Source organism: Streptomyces sp. SAJ15, from assembly GCF_007595705.1.
Classification (GTDB): Bacteria; Actinomycetota; Actinomycetes; order Streptomycetales; family Streptomycetaceae; genus Streptomyces.
This window is the reverse complement of record NZ_NISY01000005.1, coordinates 277823-294531: the sequence shown is the minus strand read 5'-3', so window position 1 is coordinate 294531 and position 16709 is coordinate 277823. Positions and strand designations below refer to the sequence as shown.

Below are 16709 nucleotides of genomic sequence, written 5' to 3'. Positions count from 1 at the left end.
TCATGGCGGTCGACAACGACCTGTACAACGCCCCGGACGCCTGGTGGCGCGACGACCAGCCGTTCGCCACCCTCAAGGAGTTCACCCCCGCCCGGTTCGACTACTTCCACGCCGTCCTCACCCGGCGCCTCCACCTGGACCTCGACGGTCTCCGGGTCCTCGACGTGGGCTGCGGCGGCGGCCTCCTCGCCGAGCGGTTCGCCGCCGCGGGCTGCCGCGTCACCGGCCTCGACCCCTCCAAGGAGTCGCTGGCCGCCGCCACCGCGCACGCCGCCGAGTCGGGGCTGGAGATCGAGTACCGGCACGGAGTGGCCGAACGGCTGCCCTTCCCCGACGGGTCGTTCGACCTCGTCTACTGCTGCGACACCCTGGAGCACGTCACCGACCCGGACCAGGCGGTGGGCGAGGCGGTCCGGGTGCTCCGGCCGGGCGGCTACTACCTCTACGACACCATCAACCGGACCTTCCGCTCCTGGCTGGTCATGATCAAGATGGCCCAGGACTGGCGGTCCGTCAGCTTCGCGCCGCGCAACCTGCACGACTGGAAGCAGTTCATCAAACCCGCCGAACTGCACGCCCTGTTCGCCAAGCACGGCCTCGGCAACCAGGACCTGGTCGGCTTCGGCTCCAGCCGCAGCCAGCGCGAGGTGCTGCGGCTGCTGCGCCGCCGGGCCCGCGGCGAGATCAGCTACGGCGAGCTGGGCCGCCAGTTCGCGCTCGCCCACAACACCGACACCTCCATCATCTACGCCGGGTACGCCCGCAAGGCCGAGGGGAACACGCATGCCGGACGCTGACCGCACCGCCGAGGTGGCACCGGAGATCCGGGTGCCGGTGCTGATCGTGGGCGCCGGGCCGGCCGGCCTGACCGCCTCCCTCGCCCTGTCCCGCTACGGCGTCCGCCACCTCCTGGTGCACAAGTACCCGGGGACCGCGCACACCCCGCGCGCCCATCTCATCAACCAGCGCACCGGGGAGATCCTCCGCGACCTGGGGGTGGCGGACCGGCTGCGGGAGCACGCCGCCCCCAGCGAGCTCCTGGCCAACCACGTCTTCATGACCACCTTCGCCGGCTTCGAGATCGCCAGGCTCGACGCCTACGGCAACGGCCCGGCCCGCGTCGGCGACTACCGCGCGGCCAGCCCCGAGACCATGTGCAACCTCCCGCAGCACCTGCTGGAGCCACTGCTCGCCCAGGCGGTCGAGGAGGCCGGCGTGGGCGAGCTGCGGTTCGGCCAGGAGTTCCGCTCCCTGGAGCAGGACGAGCAGGGCGTCACCTCGGTGATCGTGGACCGGGCCTCCGGCCGCGAGTACACCGTGCGCAGCGACTACGTCATCGGCGCCGACGGGGCGCGCAGCCGGGTGCTGCGCCAGCTGGGGATCGACGTCGAGGGCCCCACCGGGTTCGCCAAGGCCGTCTCCACCTGGTTCGAGGCCGACCTGTCCCGCTACGCCGCGCACCGCCCCGGCATCCTCTACATGGGCACCCTGCCCGGGGACCGCGTCGGGGACCTCCGGGTCTTCATCTCCATCCGGCCCTGGAACGAGTGGGTCTTCCTCTCCACCGACGACCCGGCGGCCGGCTTCGACCCGAACGACCCCGAGGCGATGCGGGACCGCATCCACGAGAGCCTCGGCGACTCCAGCGTGCCGATCACCATCAAGAACATCTCACCCTGGGAGCTCAGCAGCGCCGTCGCCCCGCGCTACTCCAGCGGCCGGGTCTTCTGCGTGGGCGACGCCGTGCACCAGAACCCGCCGACCAACGGCCTGGGGCTGAACACCGCGGTCGCCGACTCCTTCAACCTCTGCTGGAAGCTCCGCCTGGTCCTGGCCGGCCAGGCCGGTCCCGAACTGCTGGAGACCTACCACGGCGAGCGTCAGCCGATCGGCCGACAGGCCGTCGACCGGGCCTTCCGGTCCATGCTCGACCTGCACGGCATCCCGGAGGCGCTGGGCTTCGCCGAGGGGCAGAGCGCGGCCGAACAGTGGCGGCTGCTGGGCGAGTTGACGGAGGAGTCGAAGGAGGGCGAGGCCCGGCGCGCGGCCCTCGCCGCCGCCACCGAGCGGATCGAATACCAGGTCAACGCCCATGGTGTGGAGCTCGGTTACCGTTACGGCAGCGGCGCGATGGTGCCCGACGAGACCCCCGAACCGGACCGGGACACCGACCCCGAGCTCTTCTACCACCCCACCACCCGACCGGGGGCCCGACTCCCGCACGCCTGGCTGGAGAACGGCCGCCGCCGCTGCTCCACCCTGGACGTCACCGGCCGCGGCCGGTTCGTGCTGCTGACCGGCACCGAGGACGGGCCCTGGCACGAGGCGGCCCGGGAGGCCGCCCGGCGCACCGGGGTGGAGATCACGGTGACCCGCATCGGCCCCGGCCCCGGGCTCCGCGACCCGTACGGCACCTGGGAGCGGGTCCGGGAGGTGGCCGCCGACGGTGCGGTGCTGGTCCGCCCCGACGGCCACGTCGCCTGGCGCGCCGCGACCGGCGAGGGCGCCGCCGCACTGCCCGCCGTCATGGCCCGCGTCCTGTGCCACCCCGCGGCGGACGTGCCGGCCGGCGGCACGACACCCGGTACGGCGGCCCACCCCCGCTAGCGGCCCGGTACACCGCCGTACGGCTCCCCCGCACCCCACCCGCGGGTGGCCCGCCCCCGGGCCACCCGCGGCCACCCCGGCGCTCGACAGACCGGGCCCCGGCTCGCTCCGGTGGGGGAAGCGAGCCGGTCGCGCTACGCTGAAACGGTCCCGCGCTCCGACGCTGCCACCACGGCGAGGAGGACCTCATGGGCGGGCCGACACCCCACGCCTCGGACATCGAGGGCACGGTCGTCCGCAGGGGAGAAGCCGACTACCGCGACGTCCGGGCGGGCGAGTTGTGGAACCGGTTCACCCCGGACCGCCACCCCGACGCCATCGTCCGCGCGGCCTCCGAGCGGGACGTGCCGCCCGCCCTGGAGCTGGCCCGCTCCCAGGGGTGGCGGGTGGCCGTCCGCGCGGGCGGGCACAGCTGGTGCGGCTCGCCGCTGCGGGACTCCGGGCTGCTGCTCGACCTGTCCGCGCTGCGCCGCCACCACATCGACACCGCCGCCGCCACGGCGGTGGTCCAGCCCGGGGTCGTCGGCGCGGAACTCGCGGGTGAACTCGCCACCCGGGGCCTGGCCTTCCCCGCCGGCCACTGCGGCAACGTCGCCGTCGGCGGATACCTCCTCAGCGGCGGTCTCGGCTGGAACTCCGGCCAGTGGGGCCCGGCCTGCGCCGGGGTGCGGGGCATCGACGCGGTGACCGCGGACGGCGCGGTGGTGCACTGCGACGAGAACGAGCACTCCGAGCTGTTCTGGGCGGCTCGTGGCGCCGGCCCCGGCTTCTTCGCCGTCGTCACCGCCTTCCACCTCGCCCTGCGTCCGCGGCCGGCGGCCCTCGCGACGACCTCGTACGTCTGTCCGTCGGAGGACCTCGAGACGGCGGTGCGCTGGGCCACCGAGGCCGCCCGCGAGCTGCCGGCGCACGTGGAGCTGTCCTTCACCCTCGCCGCCATGGATCCCACCCGCCCGCCGACGGCCGGCGGCGAGGTGGTCCTCGGCGTCGTGGCCACCGCCTTCGCGGAGTCCCGGGACGGCGCCGGCCGGGCCCTCGCCCCGCTGAGCGACCACCCCGACACCGTGACGCCCGTGTCCCGGCGGATCGCCGAACCCACCACGCTCGACGCCCTCTACGCCGCCTCGGCGCGGCTGTGGCCCGAGAACCATCGCTGCGTCGCCGACACGCTGTGGTCCGACGCCGACTACGTCACGCTCCTCTCCCGGCTCGCCGCGGCCCTCGGTCGGGCGCCCTCCGGCAGATCGCTCGTCCTGGCCCCCCTCAAGCCCGCCTCCACCGACCCGGAGCTGCTGCGCAACATGGCCTTCTCAGTGCTGGGCACCAGCTATGCGGTGCCCTACGCGATCTGGGACGACCCCGCGCGGGACGAGGCCAACGTCGACTGGCTGCGCGACACCATGGCCGCCGTGGAACCCCTGGGCACCGGCCACTACATCGCCGAGGCCGACCTCACCGCCGACCCCTCCCGCGCCCGGCGGTCCTTCACCCCGGAGGACTGGGACCGGCTGGGCGCGGTGCGGACGGCGTACGACCCGCACGGCGTGTTCCACCCCTACCTGTCGCCGTAGGGCGGCCGTACGCCGTGGTGCCGGTGTGGTGCCGGCGCGTGGCGCGGGTCCGCGCGGGCGGGGCTCTGCCAGGCCCGCCCGCGCGGAGTTCGGGGAAGCACCCGGCGGGTCAGACCTCCAGATCCGCCTCGATGCGCTTCAACTGGTGCCGCGCCATGGCCAGGTTGGCCCGCGCCCTGTCCAGCGCGAGGTAGAGGAACAGCCCGCCGCTGGGGCCCTTGAGCAGCCGGATGAGGTGGTACTGGTGCCCCAGGGTGATGAGGATGTCCTCGATCTCGTCCTTCATCCCGAGGAGCTCCATGGTGCGCACCTTGGCGCGGACGACGTCCGTGTTGCCGGCGGCGGCCACCGTCAGGTCGAGGTCCTTGCTGCCGCCCAGGGTGCCGAGCGCCATGCCGCTGGCGTAGTCGACGAGGGCGACGCCCAGGGACCCCTCGATGGAGGCCATCGCTTCTTTGAGGGCGGCTTCGGTGTTGGCCATGATGTTCGTGTGTCCTTTCGATGAGGGTCATGACGGGTGTGACGACGGGTCAGGCGTTTTCCACGCGGGTCAGGGCGCCCTCCACGAGGGCTCCGATGCGGGCGCTGGAGCGACGTGCCTCCAGGTGCAGTCGCCCGACGTTGGTGCGCGGGCCCGCGAGGGTGGTGAGGACGGCGGAGGATCCGGCGGCGTAGCTGGCGACGTAGCCGCTGTCGCCGCGGATCAGCAGCTCGCGGAAGTCGCCGCGAGCGGTGGCCTCGGTGAGCCGCAGCGCGACCCCGAGGGCGGCGGCCGTGAGCGCGGCCACCCCCTCGGGCTCCACGCCGGCGGTGTCCTGGGCCAGGACGAGTCCGTCGACGCTGGCCGCTAGGGCCCCGGTGAGGTGGGGCACGCGGGCCCGTAGGCCGCGCAGCTCCTCCAGGATGTCCGGCTCGGCGGTCAACAGCTGCCTCCTTTCGGCGCGTTGTCTCAGTGCCCGCTTCATGACGGCGCGCGACGGGCCTCGTGGGCGGACCGGGAACTCACAGCTGTGCCTCCAAAGCGTCACGGAGCCGGCGAAGCAGGGCGATGTCCGGGTCGGCGGAGGGGAACGCCGCCCAAGGGGGTGCGGGGGACGCGGCGCGGACGGGCGCCACGGGGGGCGTGCGGACCAGGCCGGCGGCGGCCAACCGGCGTACGTCGACCAGGGTGTGGAAGGCCGGCCGGCCGAGCAGCCAGGCGATGGCCGTGGCGGTGCGGACGCCGTCGGCGAGCGAGAGCACGGCGCGCTGGCGGCGGGTGACGGCGGCCGCCCGGACGTCGGTGTCGCAGGGCACCACGGGCGCGGTGTCGGCCTCCGGGCGCGGCCACAGCCGGTCCAGCAGTGCTCTGCGACGCCGTATCTCCCGCTCCACGGCGGCCACGCCCACGGGGCGCACCGGGCCGAGCCAGTGGACGGCCCCGGAACGGAAGCGGACCGGACCGCCGTCGGGGGAGAGGGCGAAGTAGGCGGCGTCGAACAGCGCGCTGAGGTGGCAGATCTCCAACTCGCCGCCGGCCACCCGGCCGCTGGACACCAGGAAGCTGCCGACCCGCCGCTGCGGCCCCGCGCGGTCGACGGCCTCCTGCCAGCTCTCGGCGGGGAGTCGGCCGCCGTGGGTGAGCAGCACGTCGATGCCGGGGGCGGCGGGGCTCTCGGCGTGCACCACCTCGCCGTCGACGAGGTAGACGACGCCCGAGTCGGCGAGCAGGGCGCCGGTGGCCCGTTCGGCCGCCAGATCCGTGAGCGTGGTCAGGGCCGAGGCGGTCATGACAGCACCAGCCGTTCGGCCAGCTGACGCAGCCGGATGCGGGCGAGGGCGAGGTTGCCCTCGGCGCGGTCCAGCCACAGGGACAGGAAGACACTGCTGTCGAACGTGGTCCGCACGAAGCACGATAAGTGGTAGCCGTCGCGGGTGGTGACGATGATGTCCTCGACGGGAAGCCCCCGGGCCGCGCCGCCGGCCCCGGCGCCGGCCCCGGCACCGCTCGCGGCGCCCGTCCCGGTACGGGCCGCGGTCGGGTCCCCGGAGTGGGAACCGGAGTGGGAACCGGAGCCGGTCCCGGCCGCGTCCTCGAGCGCGTAGGTGGTGGACTCGGCCGCCATACGGGCCAGTTCGGCGCTCTCCGCGGCGCTGGCCTCGTGGTCGCCGTTGGGGCAGTGGCCGATCACGCCGAGGGAGAGGCCGCTGACCCAGTCGATCACCGCGGCGCCGCGCGCTCCCGGCAGAGCCATGGCTTCCAGCAGGCACTCGTCGATCCCGGGCACGCGGCTTCCTTCCCTCACTGGGTCACACGCTCATACGGGGGTTCATCGCACGCTCGCGCGGGCGGCCGAGCGGGTGACGAAGAGGTTACGCAACGTGCCATGACGTGTGAGAGCTTTTGGCAATTTCCTGTGGAACATGCGATGAGCTGTCCTGAAATCGGCTATACAGGTCGGTTGCAACCTCGCCGCACCGGGACATACCTCTCGTGATTTCGGCCATCGCCGGGCCCGCGGCCAGATCATCCGCTTGACTTGAACCTTGGTTCATGTTGGAGCCTCTTGGCACACGGCGGACGCACCGGACCGCCGCTCCGCCACCACTACGAAGCCGAGGTCCCGTCATGTCCCCGATAGGGAAACGCTCCAGCGACACACCGACGTCTTCGCCGAAGCTCGCCGCGCTCGCCACCGTGGTCATCCTCGGCTCGATCATGTCGGTGCTCGACGTGACCGTGGTGAACGTCGCCATGCACCCGCTGGCCGAGCACTTCGACGCCTCGCTCGCCACGATCCAGTGGGTGGCCTCCGGTTACTCGCTGGCCCTCGCCTCGGTGATCCCCGTGACGGCATGGGCGATCCGGCGCTTCGGCACCAAGCGCGTCTACATGACGGCGCTGGTGCTCTTCGTCAGCGGTTCGTTGGCCGCCGGACTGGCCTGGTCGACCGAGTCACTGGTGGCCTTCCGGGTGCTCCAGGGGCTGGGCGGCGGCATGATCATGCCGACCGGCATGACGATCATGATGCGGGCCGGCACCCCGGAGACCATGGGCCGCATCATGAGCATCCTGGGCATCCCGATCCTCATCGGGCCGCTGGCCGGGCCGGTGTTGGGCGGCTGGCTGGTGGACTCCTTCTCCTGGCGCTGGATGTTCACCATCAACGTGCCCATCGGCCTCCTCGCGCTCGCCCTGGCCGCCCGCGTCTTCCCGCGCTCGGCCGGCGCCCCCGGCCAGCGGCTCGACGTGCCCGGTCTGCTGATGCTCTCCCCGGGTCTGGCCGGATCCCTCTACGGTCTGTCCACCGGCGCCGAGCGCCGTGACTTCTCCTCGCTCGACGTGCTGCTTCCGGCCATCCTGGGCGTCGCGCTGATGGTGGGCTTCGTGCTCCGGGCCCGCACCTCCGCCCACCCGCTGATCGACCTGCGGCTCTACCGCCGCCGGGCCTTCGCCGCCGGCGCCGCCACCATGGCCCTGTTCGTCGTCGGCTACTTCGGCAGCATGCTGCTGCTCCCGATGTACTTCCAGGTCGTCCGGGGCGAGAGCGTCACCGCCTCCGGTCTGCTGGGCGCCCCGCTGGCGCTCGCCGCCGGCATCACCATGCAGTTCACCGGCCGGCTCTCGGACCGGGTCTCCCCGCGCAAGCTCATCACCTCGGGCATCGTCCTGGCGGCGTTCGGCATGGCGCTCTTCGCCGGGCAGTTGACCGACACCACCCCGTACTGGCGGATCGGGCTGGCGCTCTTCGTCATGGGCGTCGGCGTCGGGATGACCATCATGCCCACCATGGCCGCCGCCACCCGCGGCCTGACCGGCGAGCAGGCCCCCTCGGCCTCCACCACCCTCCAGATCACCTCCCAGATGGGGGCCTCGATCGGGATGGCGTTCTTCTCGGTGCTCCTCTCGGTCAACGGCGACGGTGGCAGCACCGCCCCCACCCACGCCGAGCCCTTCGCCGACACCTACTTCTGGGCGGTGGCCCTGATGCTCGCCGCGGCCCTCCCCGCCCTCCGGCTCCCGCTGCGCCGCCCCGCCGCGGTCCAGCCCCAGGAGCAGGGCGCCGAGGCCGACCAGGCCGACCGGAGCGCTCAGACCCAGGGTGCTCAGACCCAGGGCGCTCAGGCCGAGGACCCGAACGCCGAGGAGCCCGGGGCCGGAGCGCGGGCCGGCGACGAGGAGCGGGTGCCGGCGCACCACGCCTGACCTCGGGGAGGGCACGTCCTCCCCGAGCGGGCCCCGGACCTTCGGTCCGGGGCCCGCGCCGTCGTCAGCGCCCCTCGTAGGCGTCCTCCGCCGCCTTGATGTCGATCTTCCCCATGCCCAGCATCGCCCTGGTCACCCGGGCCACCTTCGCCGCGTCCGGGTCGCTCATCAGCTCCGTCAGCCTGCTCGGGACGATCTGCCAGGACACCCCGAACCTGTCCTTCAGCCAGCCACAGGGGCCCGGCTCGCCGCCCTCGGTGAGCCGGGCCCACAACTCGTCCACCTCCTCCTGGGACGCGCAGTCCACGGAGAGCGAGAGGGCCTCGTTGAACGTGAACTCCGGGCCGCCGTTCAGCGCCTGGAACTCCTGCCCGGCCAGCTCGAAGACGATCAGCATGACCATCCCCGCCTCCCGCGGCCCGGCCTCGCCGAACCGCTGCACGTCCACCACCCGGGAGTCGGGGAAGATGGACGTGTAGTGGGCCACCGCCTCCTCGGCCTGGGTGTCGAACCACAGACATGGCGTGATCTTCTGCATGACGGTCCTCCGTGCTCGTGCGGATCGCGGCTCGCGGATCGCGGATCGTCGGGATCGGACGGCTGTCTGCCCAGACCGGTCCGGCCGCCGGAACTCATCGCGATGTGATGTGCTGGTGCCGCCACGTCCGCCGGACGGAGCCCCCGGAAGGAGCCCCTCATCACCCCCGACGCCACTCCCGCGTCGCCCAGCGCGGGTCCGCAGTCGGTCGACCGTGCCCTGGAGCTGCTGGACGTGATCGCCCAGGCGCCGGACCCGGTCAGCGCCAAGGCGCTCGCCCGGCGCGCCGGCTGCGCGCTGTCGACCGTGTACCACCTCCTCGGCCCGCTCACCGCCCGTGGCCTGGTGGTGCGCACCTCGGCCGGCTACGCGCTCGGTCACCGCATCCCCACCCTTCACCAGGACTTCCAGCGCCAGCTGCACCTGGGCCGGGACACGCGTGAGGTGTTGCTCCGACTGCGGGACGCGACCGGGGCGCAGGCGTACTTCAGCACCTTCCGGGACGGCGGGATCGCCATCGTGGACAGCACCGCCGCGCACGCCGACCGCCCCACGCCCTTCGTCGTCGGCCCGGAGTCCCGCGCCCACGCCACCGCCCACGGCAAGGCGCTCCTCGCGGCGCTGCCGCGCGCCGTGCGTCAGCGCTATCTCACCGAGCACGGGCTGCCGCGGCTCACCGAGCACACCATCACCGGCCGCGACCGCTTCGAGGCCGAGCTGCGCCGGGTCCGGCGCGGCGGAGTCGCCGTGTCGGTGGCCGAGTCCGACCCCGGCTACGCCTGTCTCGCCGTGCCGCTCCCCGCCCCGGGACTCCCCGGCCAGGCACGGGCCCTCTCGGTCTCCCTTCCCGCCCGCGCGTACCAGCGTCACCACGCGCGCCTGGTCCAGGCGCTGACCCGCGCGGCCCGGGACGTCCACTGAGGCTGCGGGGCGCGCCCACGGTGGGCGAAGGCCCGCGCCGGAGCGCGGGCCGACCGCACGTCAGCCGTCGAGAACGGCGATCTCGATCTCGCGGAGGCGCTCCCGGTCCGCGATGACGTCGATCTGGGTGATCTGACCGTCCGTGATCGTGAAGCCGAGCACGAGGGCGAGTCGGCCGCGCGGCGCCATGGCGAGTCCCACGGCGCCGTCGAGCAGCGCGAGTCCGGTGAACCGGGCCCGACCCGTGGCGGCCATCGCCCCCTTGGCCACGGTGTGCGCGCCGAGGATGACGAGGGGCTCCGGGGTGGGAACGACCGACGGGTCGGCCCGGAGCACCACATCGGGGTGGAGCAGCGAGACCAGCGCCTCGAAGTCGCCGCCGCGGGTCGCGGCCAGGAAGGCGTCGACCACCCGCCGGCGCAGCGTCAGGTCGGCGTCGGGCGCCGGGGCGGCCCCTTTGACCCGGCGTCGGGCGCGGCTGGCCAACTGCCGGGCGGCCGCCGGCGAGCGCTCCAGCATCGGGCCGATCTCGTCGAACGGCACGGCGAACATGTCGTGCAGCACGAAGGCGAGCCGCTCGGCCGGCGAGAGCGTGTCGAGGACCACCAGCAGCGCCACGCCGACCGAGTCGGCCAGCAACGCCTCCCGCTCGGGGTCGACGCCCTCCTCGCGGCCGCCGTCCGCGCCGGGCTCGTGGGTCGGCTCCAGGGGATCCTCGCGCCGGGACTGACGGCTGCGCAGCATGTTGAGACACACCCGGGCCACCACCGTCGTCAGCCACCCGGCGAGGTTCTCCACCTCGTCGGTGTCGGCGCGACTGGCGCGCAGCCAGGCGTCCTGGACGGCGTCTTCGGCCTCGCTGAGGGATCCGAGCATGCGGTAGGCCACCGCCCGCAGCCGTGGCCGGTGCTCCTCGAACCGCTCCGCGAGCCATTCGCGCTCGTCCACCGTGTCACTTTCCTTCCGCCCGCGGGATCACAGCCGTAGCGGCACGAACCTAGCCGATCCGAACGGGAGTCCGGCTCCCGGTACGACTGGACCCGCAGCCGGACAGGACGTCAGCCGTCCGGACCGGCCGGGCCGACGGCGCCCGAGCCCGGCGTCCGGACGGCGGGTCTTTCCGGCAGGGTCGGAAGCGCCCGCGTTGCGACTCCGCGGCCCGTGGGCGGAGCGGGCACGGTGGACACCGGCCGGGGGCACGCCACCGGCCGGTGTCCACCGTGGTTCCAGCACAGGAGCAGTGCCATGATCTTCATCGTCGTGAAGTTCACCGTCCGTCCCGAGTACAGCGAGGAGTGGCTGTCGCTGGTCGACGACTTCACCCAGGCGACCCGCGCCGAGCCGGGCAACCTGTTCTACGAGTGGTCCCGGAGCGTCGACGACCCGCACGAGTACGTGCTGGTCGAGGGTTTCGCGGACGGCGAGGCCGGCCGGGCGCACGTGGAGTCGGACCACTTCAAGGCGGCGATGGAGACCCTGGCGGGCGCCATCGCCGTCAAGCCGCGGATCGTGAGCACCGAGGTGCCGGGCCAGGGCTGGTCGGAGATGGCCGAGCTCACTCCGCGCGGCTGAGCGCGGCCGCGGTCAGGGTGTCCCGGCGCCCCGGCAGGGCGCTTCAACCGCTGCCGGGGGCCGCGGCCGGAAGGCGCTGGACGGCGACCATCGCGGCGTCGTCGCCCAGCACCCCGCCGGCGTGGTCCAGGAGATCCGCGCACAGCCGGCGCAGCAGCGTCTGCGGATCGCCGCCCGGCCAGCTGGCCACGCGCCCGTCCAGCGGGTAGAAGACGCCGTCGGCGTTTCGGGACTCGATGACGCCGTCCGTGTAGAGCAGCACCACGTCGCCCACCCGGAAGGGGAACGTCTCCACGGTGAAGTCCGCCGCGGCGAACTCGGTGAGGCCCAGCGGCGGCGCGGGCCGGTGGGTCTGCAGCGGGGTGACCGCGCCGTCGCGCAGCAGCAGGGGAGGGGGGTGACCACAGTTGATCACGTGCAGCACCGACTCCTCGTCGGGGACGTCCAGCAGGGCCGCGGTGATGAAGGACTCCCCGTCGTCCTCGCTCTCGTCGTGCGGCGCGCTGGGGTCGTCCAGGTCCGAGGAGACGGTTCCCTCCAGATAGGCCACCAGCACCGGCAGTTCCGCCTGCCGGTGGGCGGCGGCCCGGAAGGCGCCCAGCACGAGCGCGGCGTCCCCGATGGCCTTGAGCCCCTTGCCCCGCACGTCGCCGATCATCAGTCGGGTGCCGCGGGCGGTGCGCGCCGCCGCGTACAGATCGCCACCGATCTGCGCCTCGGCCTCGGCGGCCAGATAGACGGAGGCGATCCGCAGCGGACCGATCTGTTCCGGCAATGGACGCAGCAGCACCGCCTGTGTCGCCTCCGCCACCGAGCGCAGCCGGGTCAGCTCCTGCTCGTGCCGCACCCGCCGCTGCGCGAAGTAGGTGACGAAGATCGAGATCAGGATCAACGCGGTGATCTGAAAGGAGTGGTTCAGGTCGGTCAGGCTGGTCCGCACCATGGCCACCACCGCCTGGGCCAGGACGGCGACCGCGCCGACGAAGCCGGTCATCCACGGCCCGGCGAAGGACGCGGTGACGGCGGGCGCGGCGACCAGGAACGGCCCGAGGTGCACCTCGGGCGGAGCCAGGATGTCGACCACCGTGACCACCACGATCAGCCCGAGCGGGACCGCCAGCAGCGCGAGACTCCGCTGCCCTGGCCATCGGTGCTCCCGCTGGCGTGGCCGAAGGTGCATGTCTCCTGAATACACCACCCCGGCCGGGGGCGCCCGCTCCGCCTCCGCGGTCACCCGGAGGACGGCCGGGGGCGGGCGCCGTGACCCACGAGGACGTCGACGGGGCGGGGTCAGCCGGCGACCAGCCGGCGCGCCTCCGCCGGGCTGACGGGCTCCGCCGGAGCCACGCCGTGCAGGACGTGCGCGAGCACCTCCGCGCCGCGCACCACGCGCGGCCCCGGCCGGTTGAAGTAGGCCGGCCCGTCCACCACCCACACCTCGCCGGCGCGCACCGCGGGCAGCTCCGCCCAGCCGGGCAGCCGGGTCAGCAGCTCCCACTCCTCCTCGGTGCGGCGCGGGCTGAAGCCGCAGGGCATCAGCACGACCACCTCGGGCCGGGCCGCACGGACCGCCTCCCACTCCACCGGCCTGGTGTGGTCGCCCGCCTGTGCGAGCAGCGGCTCCCCGCCGGCGCATCGGACCTGCTCCGGCACCCAGTGACCCGCGGGCCACAGCGGGTCCAGCCACTCGAGGGCGGCGACCCGGGGCCGGGGTCGTCCGGCGGTGGCCCGCTCCACGGCGGTCAGCCGCTCCCGCAGCGCCGCGCGCCGCCGCTCCGCCCGCTCCGCCACGCCCAGCTCGCCGCCGACCCGGACCAGGCAGTCGAGCACCTCGTCCAGGGTGTGCGGCTCCAGGCTCAGCACACGGGTGGGGCCGTGCAGCACCCGTACCGCCCGCGACACCGCGTCGTACGACACCGCGCAGACGTCGCAGAGGTCCTGGGTGAGGACCACGTCCGGGGCGAGGGTCGCGAGCGCCTCGGTGTCGAGGGTGTACAGCGAGGAGCCGCGGTGGGTGGCGCCGCCCACGGCCTCCGAGATCTCCCGGCTGCTCATGGTGTCGGAGGCGAGCCCGGAGGCCGTGACCACCGGCACCCCGGCGACGCCGTCGGGCGGCCAGTCGCACTCGTGGGTACGCCCCACCAGGTCTCGGATCAGCCCGAGCTCGGCCACGATGTCGGTGGCCGCGGGGAGCAGCGAGACGATGCGCATACCCCGAGCCTAGACGTGGGCGCGCCGCCGCCGGCGCGCGGCGGGCGGCTCCGCGCGCGCGGCGGCGGATCACTGGTTAGCGTGGCAGGGGGAACCGGGTTCCGGAGCCGGAGGGAGTGGGGCCATGGCCGCGCCGGCGGAGGGCATGCCGTGCTGGGTGGACGCGATGTTCACCGATGTGGAGGCGGCGAAGAGCTTCTACGCGGACGTGTTGGGCTGGACGTTCGGCGAGAGCGCGGCCGAGTTCGGGAACTACACCCAGGCGTACGCGGAGGGCCGGGCGGTGGCGGCCGTCGTCCCGCCGATGCCCGGCCAGGAGACGCCGTCCGCCTGGTGTCTGTACTTCGCGTCGCCGGACGTCGCCGACACCGCGCGGAAGATCCAGGACAACGGCGGCCAGGTGCTGATGGAGCCCATGCGAGTCGGCGACCTGGGATCGATGCTGCTGGCTCGGGAGCCCAGCGGCACCACCTTCGGGGTCTGGCAGGCGGGCCGCCACGAGGGGTTCGAGAAGCGCGGCGAGCCGGGCGCCTACTGCTGGGCCGAGGTCTTCACCCGAGAGCCCGCGAAGGCCGACGCGTTCTTCCCCGCGGTCTTCCCCTACGGCGCGAAGCGGATGGAGGACGACGCCATGGACTTCCGGGTCTTCACCCTCGGCGGCGACCCGGTGTTGGGGCGGATGGCGATGGGGGAGGACTTCCCGTCCGAGGTCCCCGCGTACATCCAGGTCTACTTCGCCGTTCCGGACTGCGACGCGGCGGTGGCGAAGGCCACCGAGCACGGCGGACAGCTCCACTTCGGGCCCATGGACACGCCCTTCGGCCGCTTCGCCGCGCTGTCCGACTCCCAGGGCGCGGCCTTCGCCGTGATCGACGTCGGGACGACGCGGGGCGAGATGCCCGCGATGAGCGAGATCCCCTGACCCCCGCCGGCGAACGGCGCCCGCGGGACGAGGACTTCGGAGGGACGACGGTCGACCGCCTCCCCCGCGCGGTGGAGGCGGTCGCGTCGCACGGCTGATGTGCCCGCGGCGGGCGAGCCGCAGGCTGGGGAGGTCGCCCCAACGCACCCGGAGGCATCATGGCCGTCCCGCCGCCCGCTCACCCGCGCTCCCCCACACCGGACGGGGTCGGCCCCACTCCGTCGCCGCACGCGCCGACCCGCTCCCCGTGGTGGGGCCGCTGGCCGCGGTGGGCGCCGTACGCCACCGCCGCATGGGGCCTGCTCCACGCGGTCGTCGAGGTGGCGTGGGCGGCGACGGGCACCACGGTGCCCTGGACGGGGCGCGTCTCCTACGCGCCGGAGGCGCAGCTGCTGTCGGCCGGGGCGGCCCTGCTGGCCGCCGCGGTCTCACTGGCCGGCGTGCGCACGGCGGGCGGGCCCGCGCGCCACCGGGCGGTGACGGTGGCGGTGGTCGTGCTGCTCCCGGTGTTCGGGTGGGGGGCCCTGGGGCTGCCGATGCACACGGTGTCCCTGCTGTCGGGCTCGGGCGTGGAGAGCGCCACCGGGCTGGCGCAGCTGCTGCTGAACACGGCGGGCAGCTGTCTGCTGGCGCTCGTCGGCCTGGCTCACCTGCGCCGGTGGCGCGGGCGGTGTCCGCGCTGCGGAGTGGCCCACCCGGGCGGCGCGGACGGTCCGCTCGTCCATCCGGCCCCCTCGACGGCCTCACCGCGGACCCGGCGGGCGGTCTGGCTCGCGGTGTCCGGGCTGCTGCCGTGGGCGCTGGTCAAGACGGTCTGGACGCTGGGCGGCGACGCCCTCGGCGTCACTTCGGAGGGATGGCGGCGCGAGGTGGAGCGGGGGGCCTCCGGGCCGTCGCGGGCGCTGGCCTCGGTGGGCGTGGACGTGACCGTGCTGGCCGGGCTGCTCGGGGTCTTCCTGATGCTGGGGCTGGTGTACCGGTGGGGGCAGGTGTTCCCGCGCTGGACGCTGTTCCTCGCCGGTCGGCGGGTGCCGCGGATGCTGCCCCTGGTCCCGGCCCGGCTGGTCGGCGCCGGCCTGTCGGTGTACGGGGTCTTCCTCATCGGCTATGCCCCGCTGTGCGCGGTCGGCCTGCTGTCCGGGCCGGACCCGAAGCCGCCGTTCACCTCGGCCTCGGGTGTGCTGTGGATGGTCGAGTTCGGCGGCCTGGCCTTCGGCGGGCTGGGCATCGGCCTGCTGCTGGGCGCCCGTTCCTACGCCGCCCGCACCCGCCCGGTCTGCGCCGCCGCCCGTGGCGCGGCCCGGAACCCGGCCGCGGGCGCGGTCCGCTCGGGTGTTCGGGCCGGGGTCGGGGCCGCGGGCCATGGGCCGGAGGTCAGCGGGCGATCATGACGGTGGCCGCGGTGACGCCGACGGCGATGATGACGCCGCGCAGGGCGCTCGGGGGGAGTCGTCGGCCGACGCGGGCACCGAGCAGCCCGCCGACCGTGGAGCCGCCGGCGATCAGTCCGGCGGCGGCCCAGTCGACCTCGGCGACGGCGATGAAGACCACCGCGGCGACGCCGTTGACGATGGAGGCCAGGACGTTCTTGGCAGCGTTCAGCCGCTGGAGGTCGTCCTGGAGGAAGCTGCCGAAGAGCCCCATGAGCAGGACCCCTTGGGCGGCGCCGAAGTAGCCGCCGTAGATTCCGGTGCCGAACACGCCCAGCCACATGGGCACGCCGCCGTCCTCGCGCCGTCGCCCCTGACGTTCCTTCAGCCAACGGTTGAGCCGTGGCTGGAGCAGGACCAGGGCACAGGCGGCCAGGATCAGCACGGGCACCACCGCGTCGAAGGTCTCGGCGGGCAGCTTCAGCAGGAGGAGCGCGCCGATGAGGCCGCCGAGGAGCGATCCGGTGCCGAAGCGGACCAGTCGCCGGATCTGGCCCCTGAGCTCCCTGCGGTAGCCGTACGCGGCGCTGAGCGTGCCGGGGACCAGGCCGATGTTGTTGGAGACGTTGGCCAGCACCGGCGGGTAGCCGAACGCGAGCAGGGTGGGAAAGGTGATCAGGGTGCCCGAGCCGACGATCGCGTTGATCCCGCCGGCGGCGATGCCGGCGGCGCCGATGGCCGCCATCTCTAGTGGTTCCACGGGTCACCTTCCGAAGACGCTGGCGGGTTGCCGCCCTGGACTCGTTGAAGA

At 74.0% G+C, this 16709-nt stretch carries 17 protein-coding genes; 8 read left to right on the top strand and 9 right to left on the bottom strand.

The features are described from left to right. Nucleotides 1–2: 2 nt before the first annotated feature. The 3 genes from ubiG to CD790_RS16495 all read left to right on the top strand — a co-directional run bounded on the left by ubiG (nucleotide 3) and on the right by CD790_RS16495 (nucleotide 4178). Nucleotides 3–797 carry a bifunctional 2-polyprenyl-6-hydroxyphenol methylase/3-demethylubiquinol 3-O-methyltransferase UbiG gene (gene ubiG / locus CD790_RS16505; protein ID WP_144383986.1) on the top strand — a complete coding sequence of 265 codons (795 nt, stop codon included), beginning with the start codon at nucleotides 3–5 and terminating at the stop codon, nucleotides 795–797. Then, complete coding sequence (locus CD790_RS16500) at nucleotides 784–2607, top strand: FAD-dependent monooxygenase (RefSeq protein WP_144383985.1); 1824 nt, start codon at nucleotides 784–786, stop codon at nucleotides 2605–2607. The genes ubiG and CD790_RS16500 overlap by 14 nt, the downstream gene beginning before the upstream one ends. Nucleotides 2608–2795: 188 nt before the next feature. Further along, nucleotides 2796–4178 (top strand): FAD-binding oxidoreductase, encoded by a 1383-nt coding sequence (locus tag CD790_RS16495; RefSeq protein WP_144383984.1) that lies wholly within the window; start codon nucleotides 2796–2798, stop codon nucleotides 4176–4178. A gap of 109 nt (nucleotides 4179–4287) precedes the next feature. Here CD790_RS16495 and CD790_RS16490 read toward each other — a convergent pair whose 3' ends face one another. Genes CD790_RS16490 through CD790_RS16475 form a run of 4 tightly spaced genes read right to left on the bottom strand, consistent with a single transcriptional unit; the run spans nucleotide 4288 to nucleotide 6445 of the window. Next, nucleotides 4288–4659 (bottom strand): hypothetical protein, encoded by a 372-nt coding sequence (locus tag CD790_RS16490; protein WP_144383983.1) that lies wholly within the window; start codon nucleotides 4657–4659, stop codon nucleotides 4288–4290. Between the two features lie 49 nt (nucleotides 4660–4708). Beyond that, on the bottom strand, nucleotides 4709–5143 hold the full coding sequence (locus CD790_RS16485; RefSeq protein ID WP_144383982.1) for a roadblock/LC7 domain-containing protein: 435 nt from the start codon (nucleotides 5141–5143) through the stop codon (nucleotides 4709–4711). 37 nt (nucleotides 5144–5180) lie between these two features. Continuing rightward, nucleotides 5181–5948 (bottom strand): transcriptional regulator, encoded by a 768-nt coding sequence (locus tag CD790_RS16480; protein ID WP_144383981.1) that lies wholly within the window; start codon nucleotides 5946–5948, stop codon nucleotides 5181–5183. Next, the gene (locus CD790_RS16475; protein ID WP_144383980.1) at nucleotides 5945–6445 is read right to left on the bottom strand and encodes a hypothetical protein; all 501 of its coding nucleotides are present in this window, start codon (nucleotides 6443–6445) and stop codon (nucleotides 5945–5947) included. Before CD790_RS16475 ends, CD790_RS16480 begins: the two co-directional genes overlap by 4 nt. A gap of 341 nt (nucleotides 6446–6786) precedes the next feature. Here CD790_RS16475 and CD790_RS16470 point away from each other — a divergent pair, with 341 nt between their 5' ends. Continuing rightward, nucleotides 6787–8364 carry a DHA2 family efflux MFS transporter permease subunit gene (locus tag CD790_RS16470; protein ID WP_144383979.1) on the top strand — a complete coding sequence of 526 codons (1578 nt, stop codon included), beginning with the start codon at nucleotides 6787–6789 and terminating at the stop codon, nucleotides 8362–8364. Between the two features lie 64 nt (nucleotides 8365–8428). Here CD790_RS16470 and CD790_RS16465 read toward each other — a convergent pair whose 3' ends face one another. Further along, on the bottom strand, nucleotides 8429–8902 hold the full coding sequence (locus CD790_RS16465) for a VOC family protein (protein WP_144383978.1): 474 nt from the start codon (nucleotides 8900–8902) through the stop codon (nucleotides 8429–8431). A 159-nt stretch (nucleotides 8903–9061) separates the two neighbouring features. Between CD790_RS16465 and CD790_RS16460 the strand changes: the two genes are divergently transcribed. Then, on the top strand, nucleotides 9062–9823 hold the full coding sequence (locus CD790_RS16460) for an IclR family transcriptional regulator (RefSeq protein WP_144383977.1): 762 nt from the start codon (nucleotides 9062–9064) through the stop codon (nucleotides 9821–9823). A gap of 60 nt (nucleotides 9824–9883) precedes the next feature. Here the strand turns inward: CD790_RS16460 and CD790_RS16455 are convergent, their stop codons facing one another. After that, nucleotides 9884–10771 (bottom strand): sigma-70 family RNA polymerase sigma factor, encoded by an 888-nt coding sequence (locus tag CD790_RS16455; protein WP_144383976.1) that lies wholly within the window; start codon nucleotides 10769–10771, stop codon nucleotides 9884–9886. Between the two features lie 297 nt (nucleotides 10772–11068). Between CD790_RS16455 and CD790_RS16450 the strand changes: the two genes are divergently transcribed. Continuing rightward, a complete protein-coding gene (locus CD790_RS16450) occupies nucleotides 11069–11395 on the top strand; it encodes a putative quinol monooxygenase (RefSeq protein ID WP_144383975.1) in 327 nt (108 codons plus the stop codon). 43 nt (nucleotides 11396–11438) lie between these two features. Here the strand turns inward: CD790_RS16450 and CD790_RS16445 are convergent, their stop codons facing one another. Then, nucleotides 11439–12575 (bottom strand): PP2C family protein-serine/threonine phosphatase, encoded by a 1137-nt coding sequence (locus CD790_RS16445; protein WP_144383974.1) that lies wholly within the window; start codon nucleotides 12573–12575, stop codon nucleotides 11439–11441. A 110-nt stretch (nucleotides 12576–12685) separates the two neighbouring features. Next, the gene (locus CD790_RS16440; protein WP_144383973.1) at nucleotides 12686–13606 is read right to left on the bottom strand and encodes a cobalamin-binding protein; all 921 of its coding nucleotides are present in this window, start codon (nucleotides 13604–13606) and stop codon (nucleotides 12686–12688) included. A 124-nt stretch (nucleotides 13607–13730) separates the two neighbouring features. On the opposite strand from CD790_RS16440, the gene CD790_RS16435 reads away from it, so the two are divergent. Both CD790_RS16435 and CD790_RS16430 read left to right on the top strand, forming a co-directional pair. Next, nucleotides 13731–14528 (top strand): VOC family protein, encoded by a 798-nt coding sequence (locus CD790_RS16435; protein ID WP_144383972.1) that lies wholly within the window; start codon nucleotides 13731–13733, stop codon nucleotides 14526–14528. Between the two features lie 158 nt (nucleotides 14529–14686). Then, on the top strand, nucleotides 14687–15919 hold the full coding sequence (locus CD790_RS16430; protein ID WP_186319054.1) for a hypothetical protein: 1233 nt from the start codon (nucleotides 14687–14689) through the stop codon (nucleotides 15917–15919). On the opposite strand, the gene CD790_RS16425 is transcribed toward CD790_RS16430, so the two are convergent. Further along, nucleotides 15903–16658: a sulfite exporter TauE/SafE family protein gene (locus CD790_RS16425; protein ID WP_144383971.1), complete on the bottom strand. Its 756-nt coding sequence runs from the start codon at nucleotides 16656–16658 to the stop codon at nucleotides 15903–15905. The genes CD790_RS16430 and CD790_RS16425 overlap by 17 nt on opposite strands. Nucleotides 16659–16709: the final 51 nt, after the last annotated feature.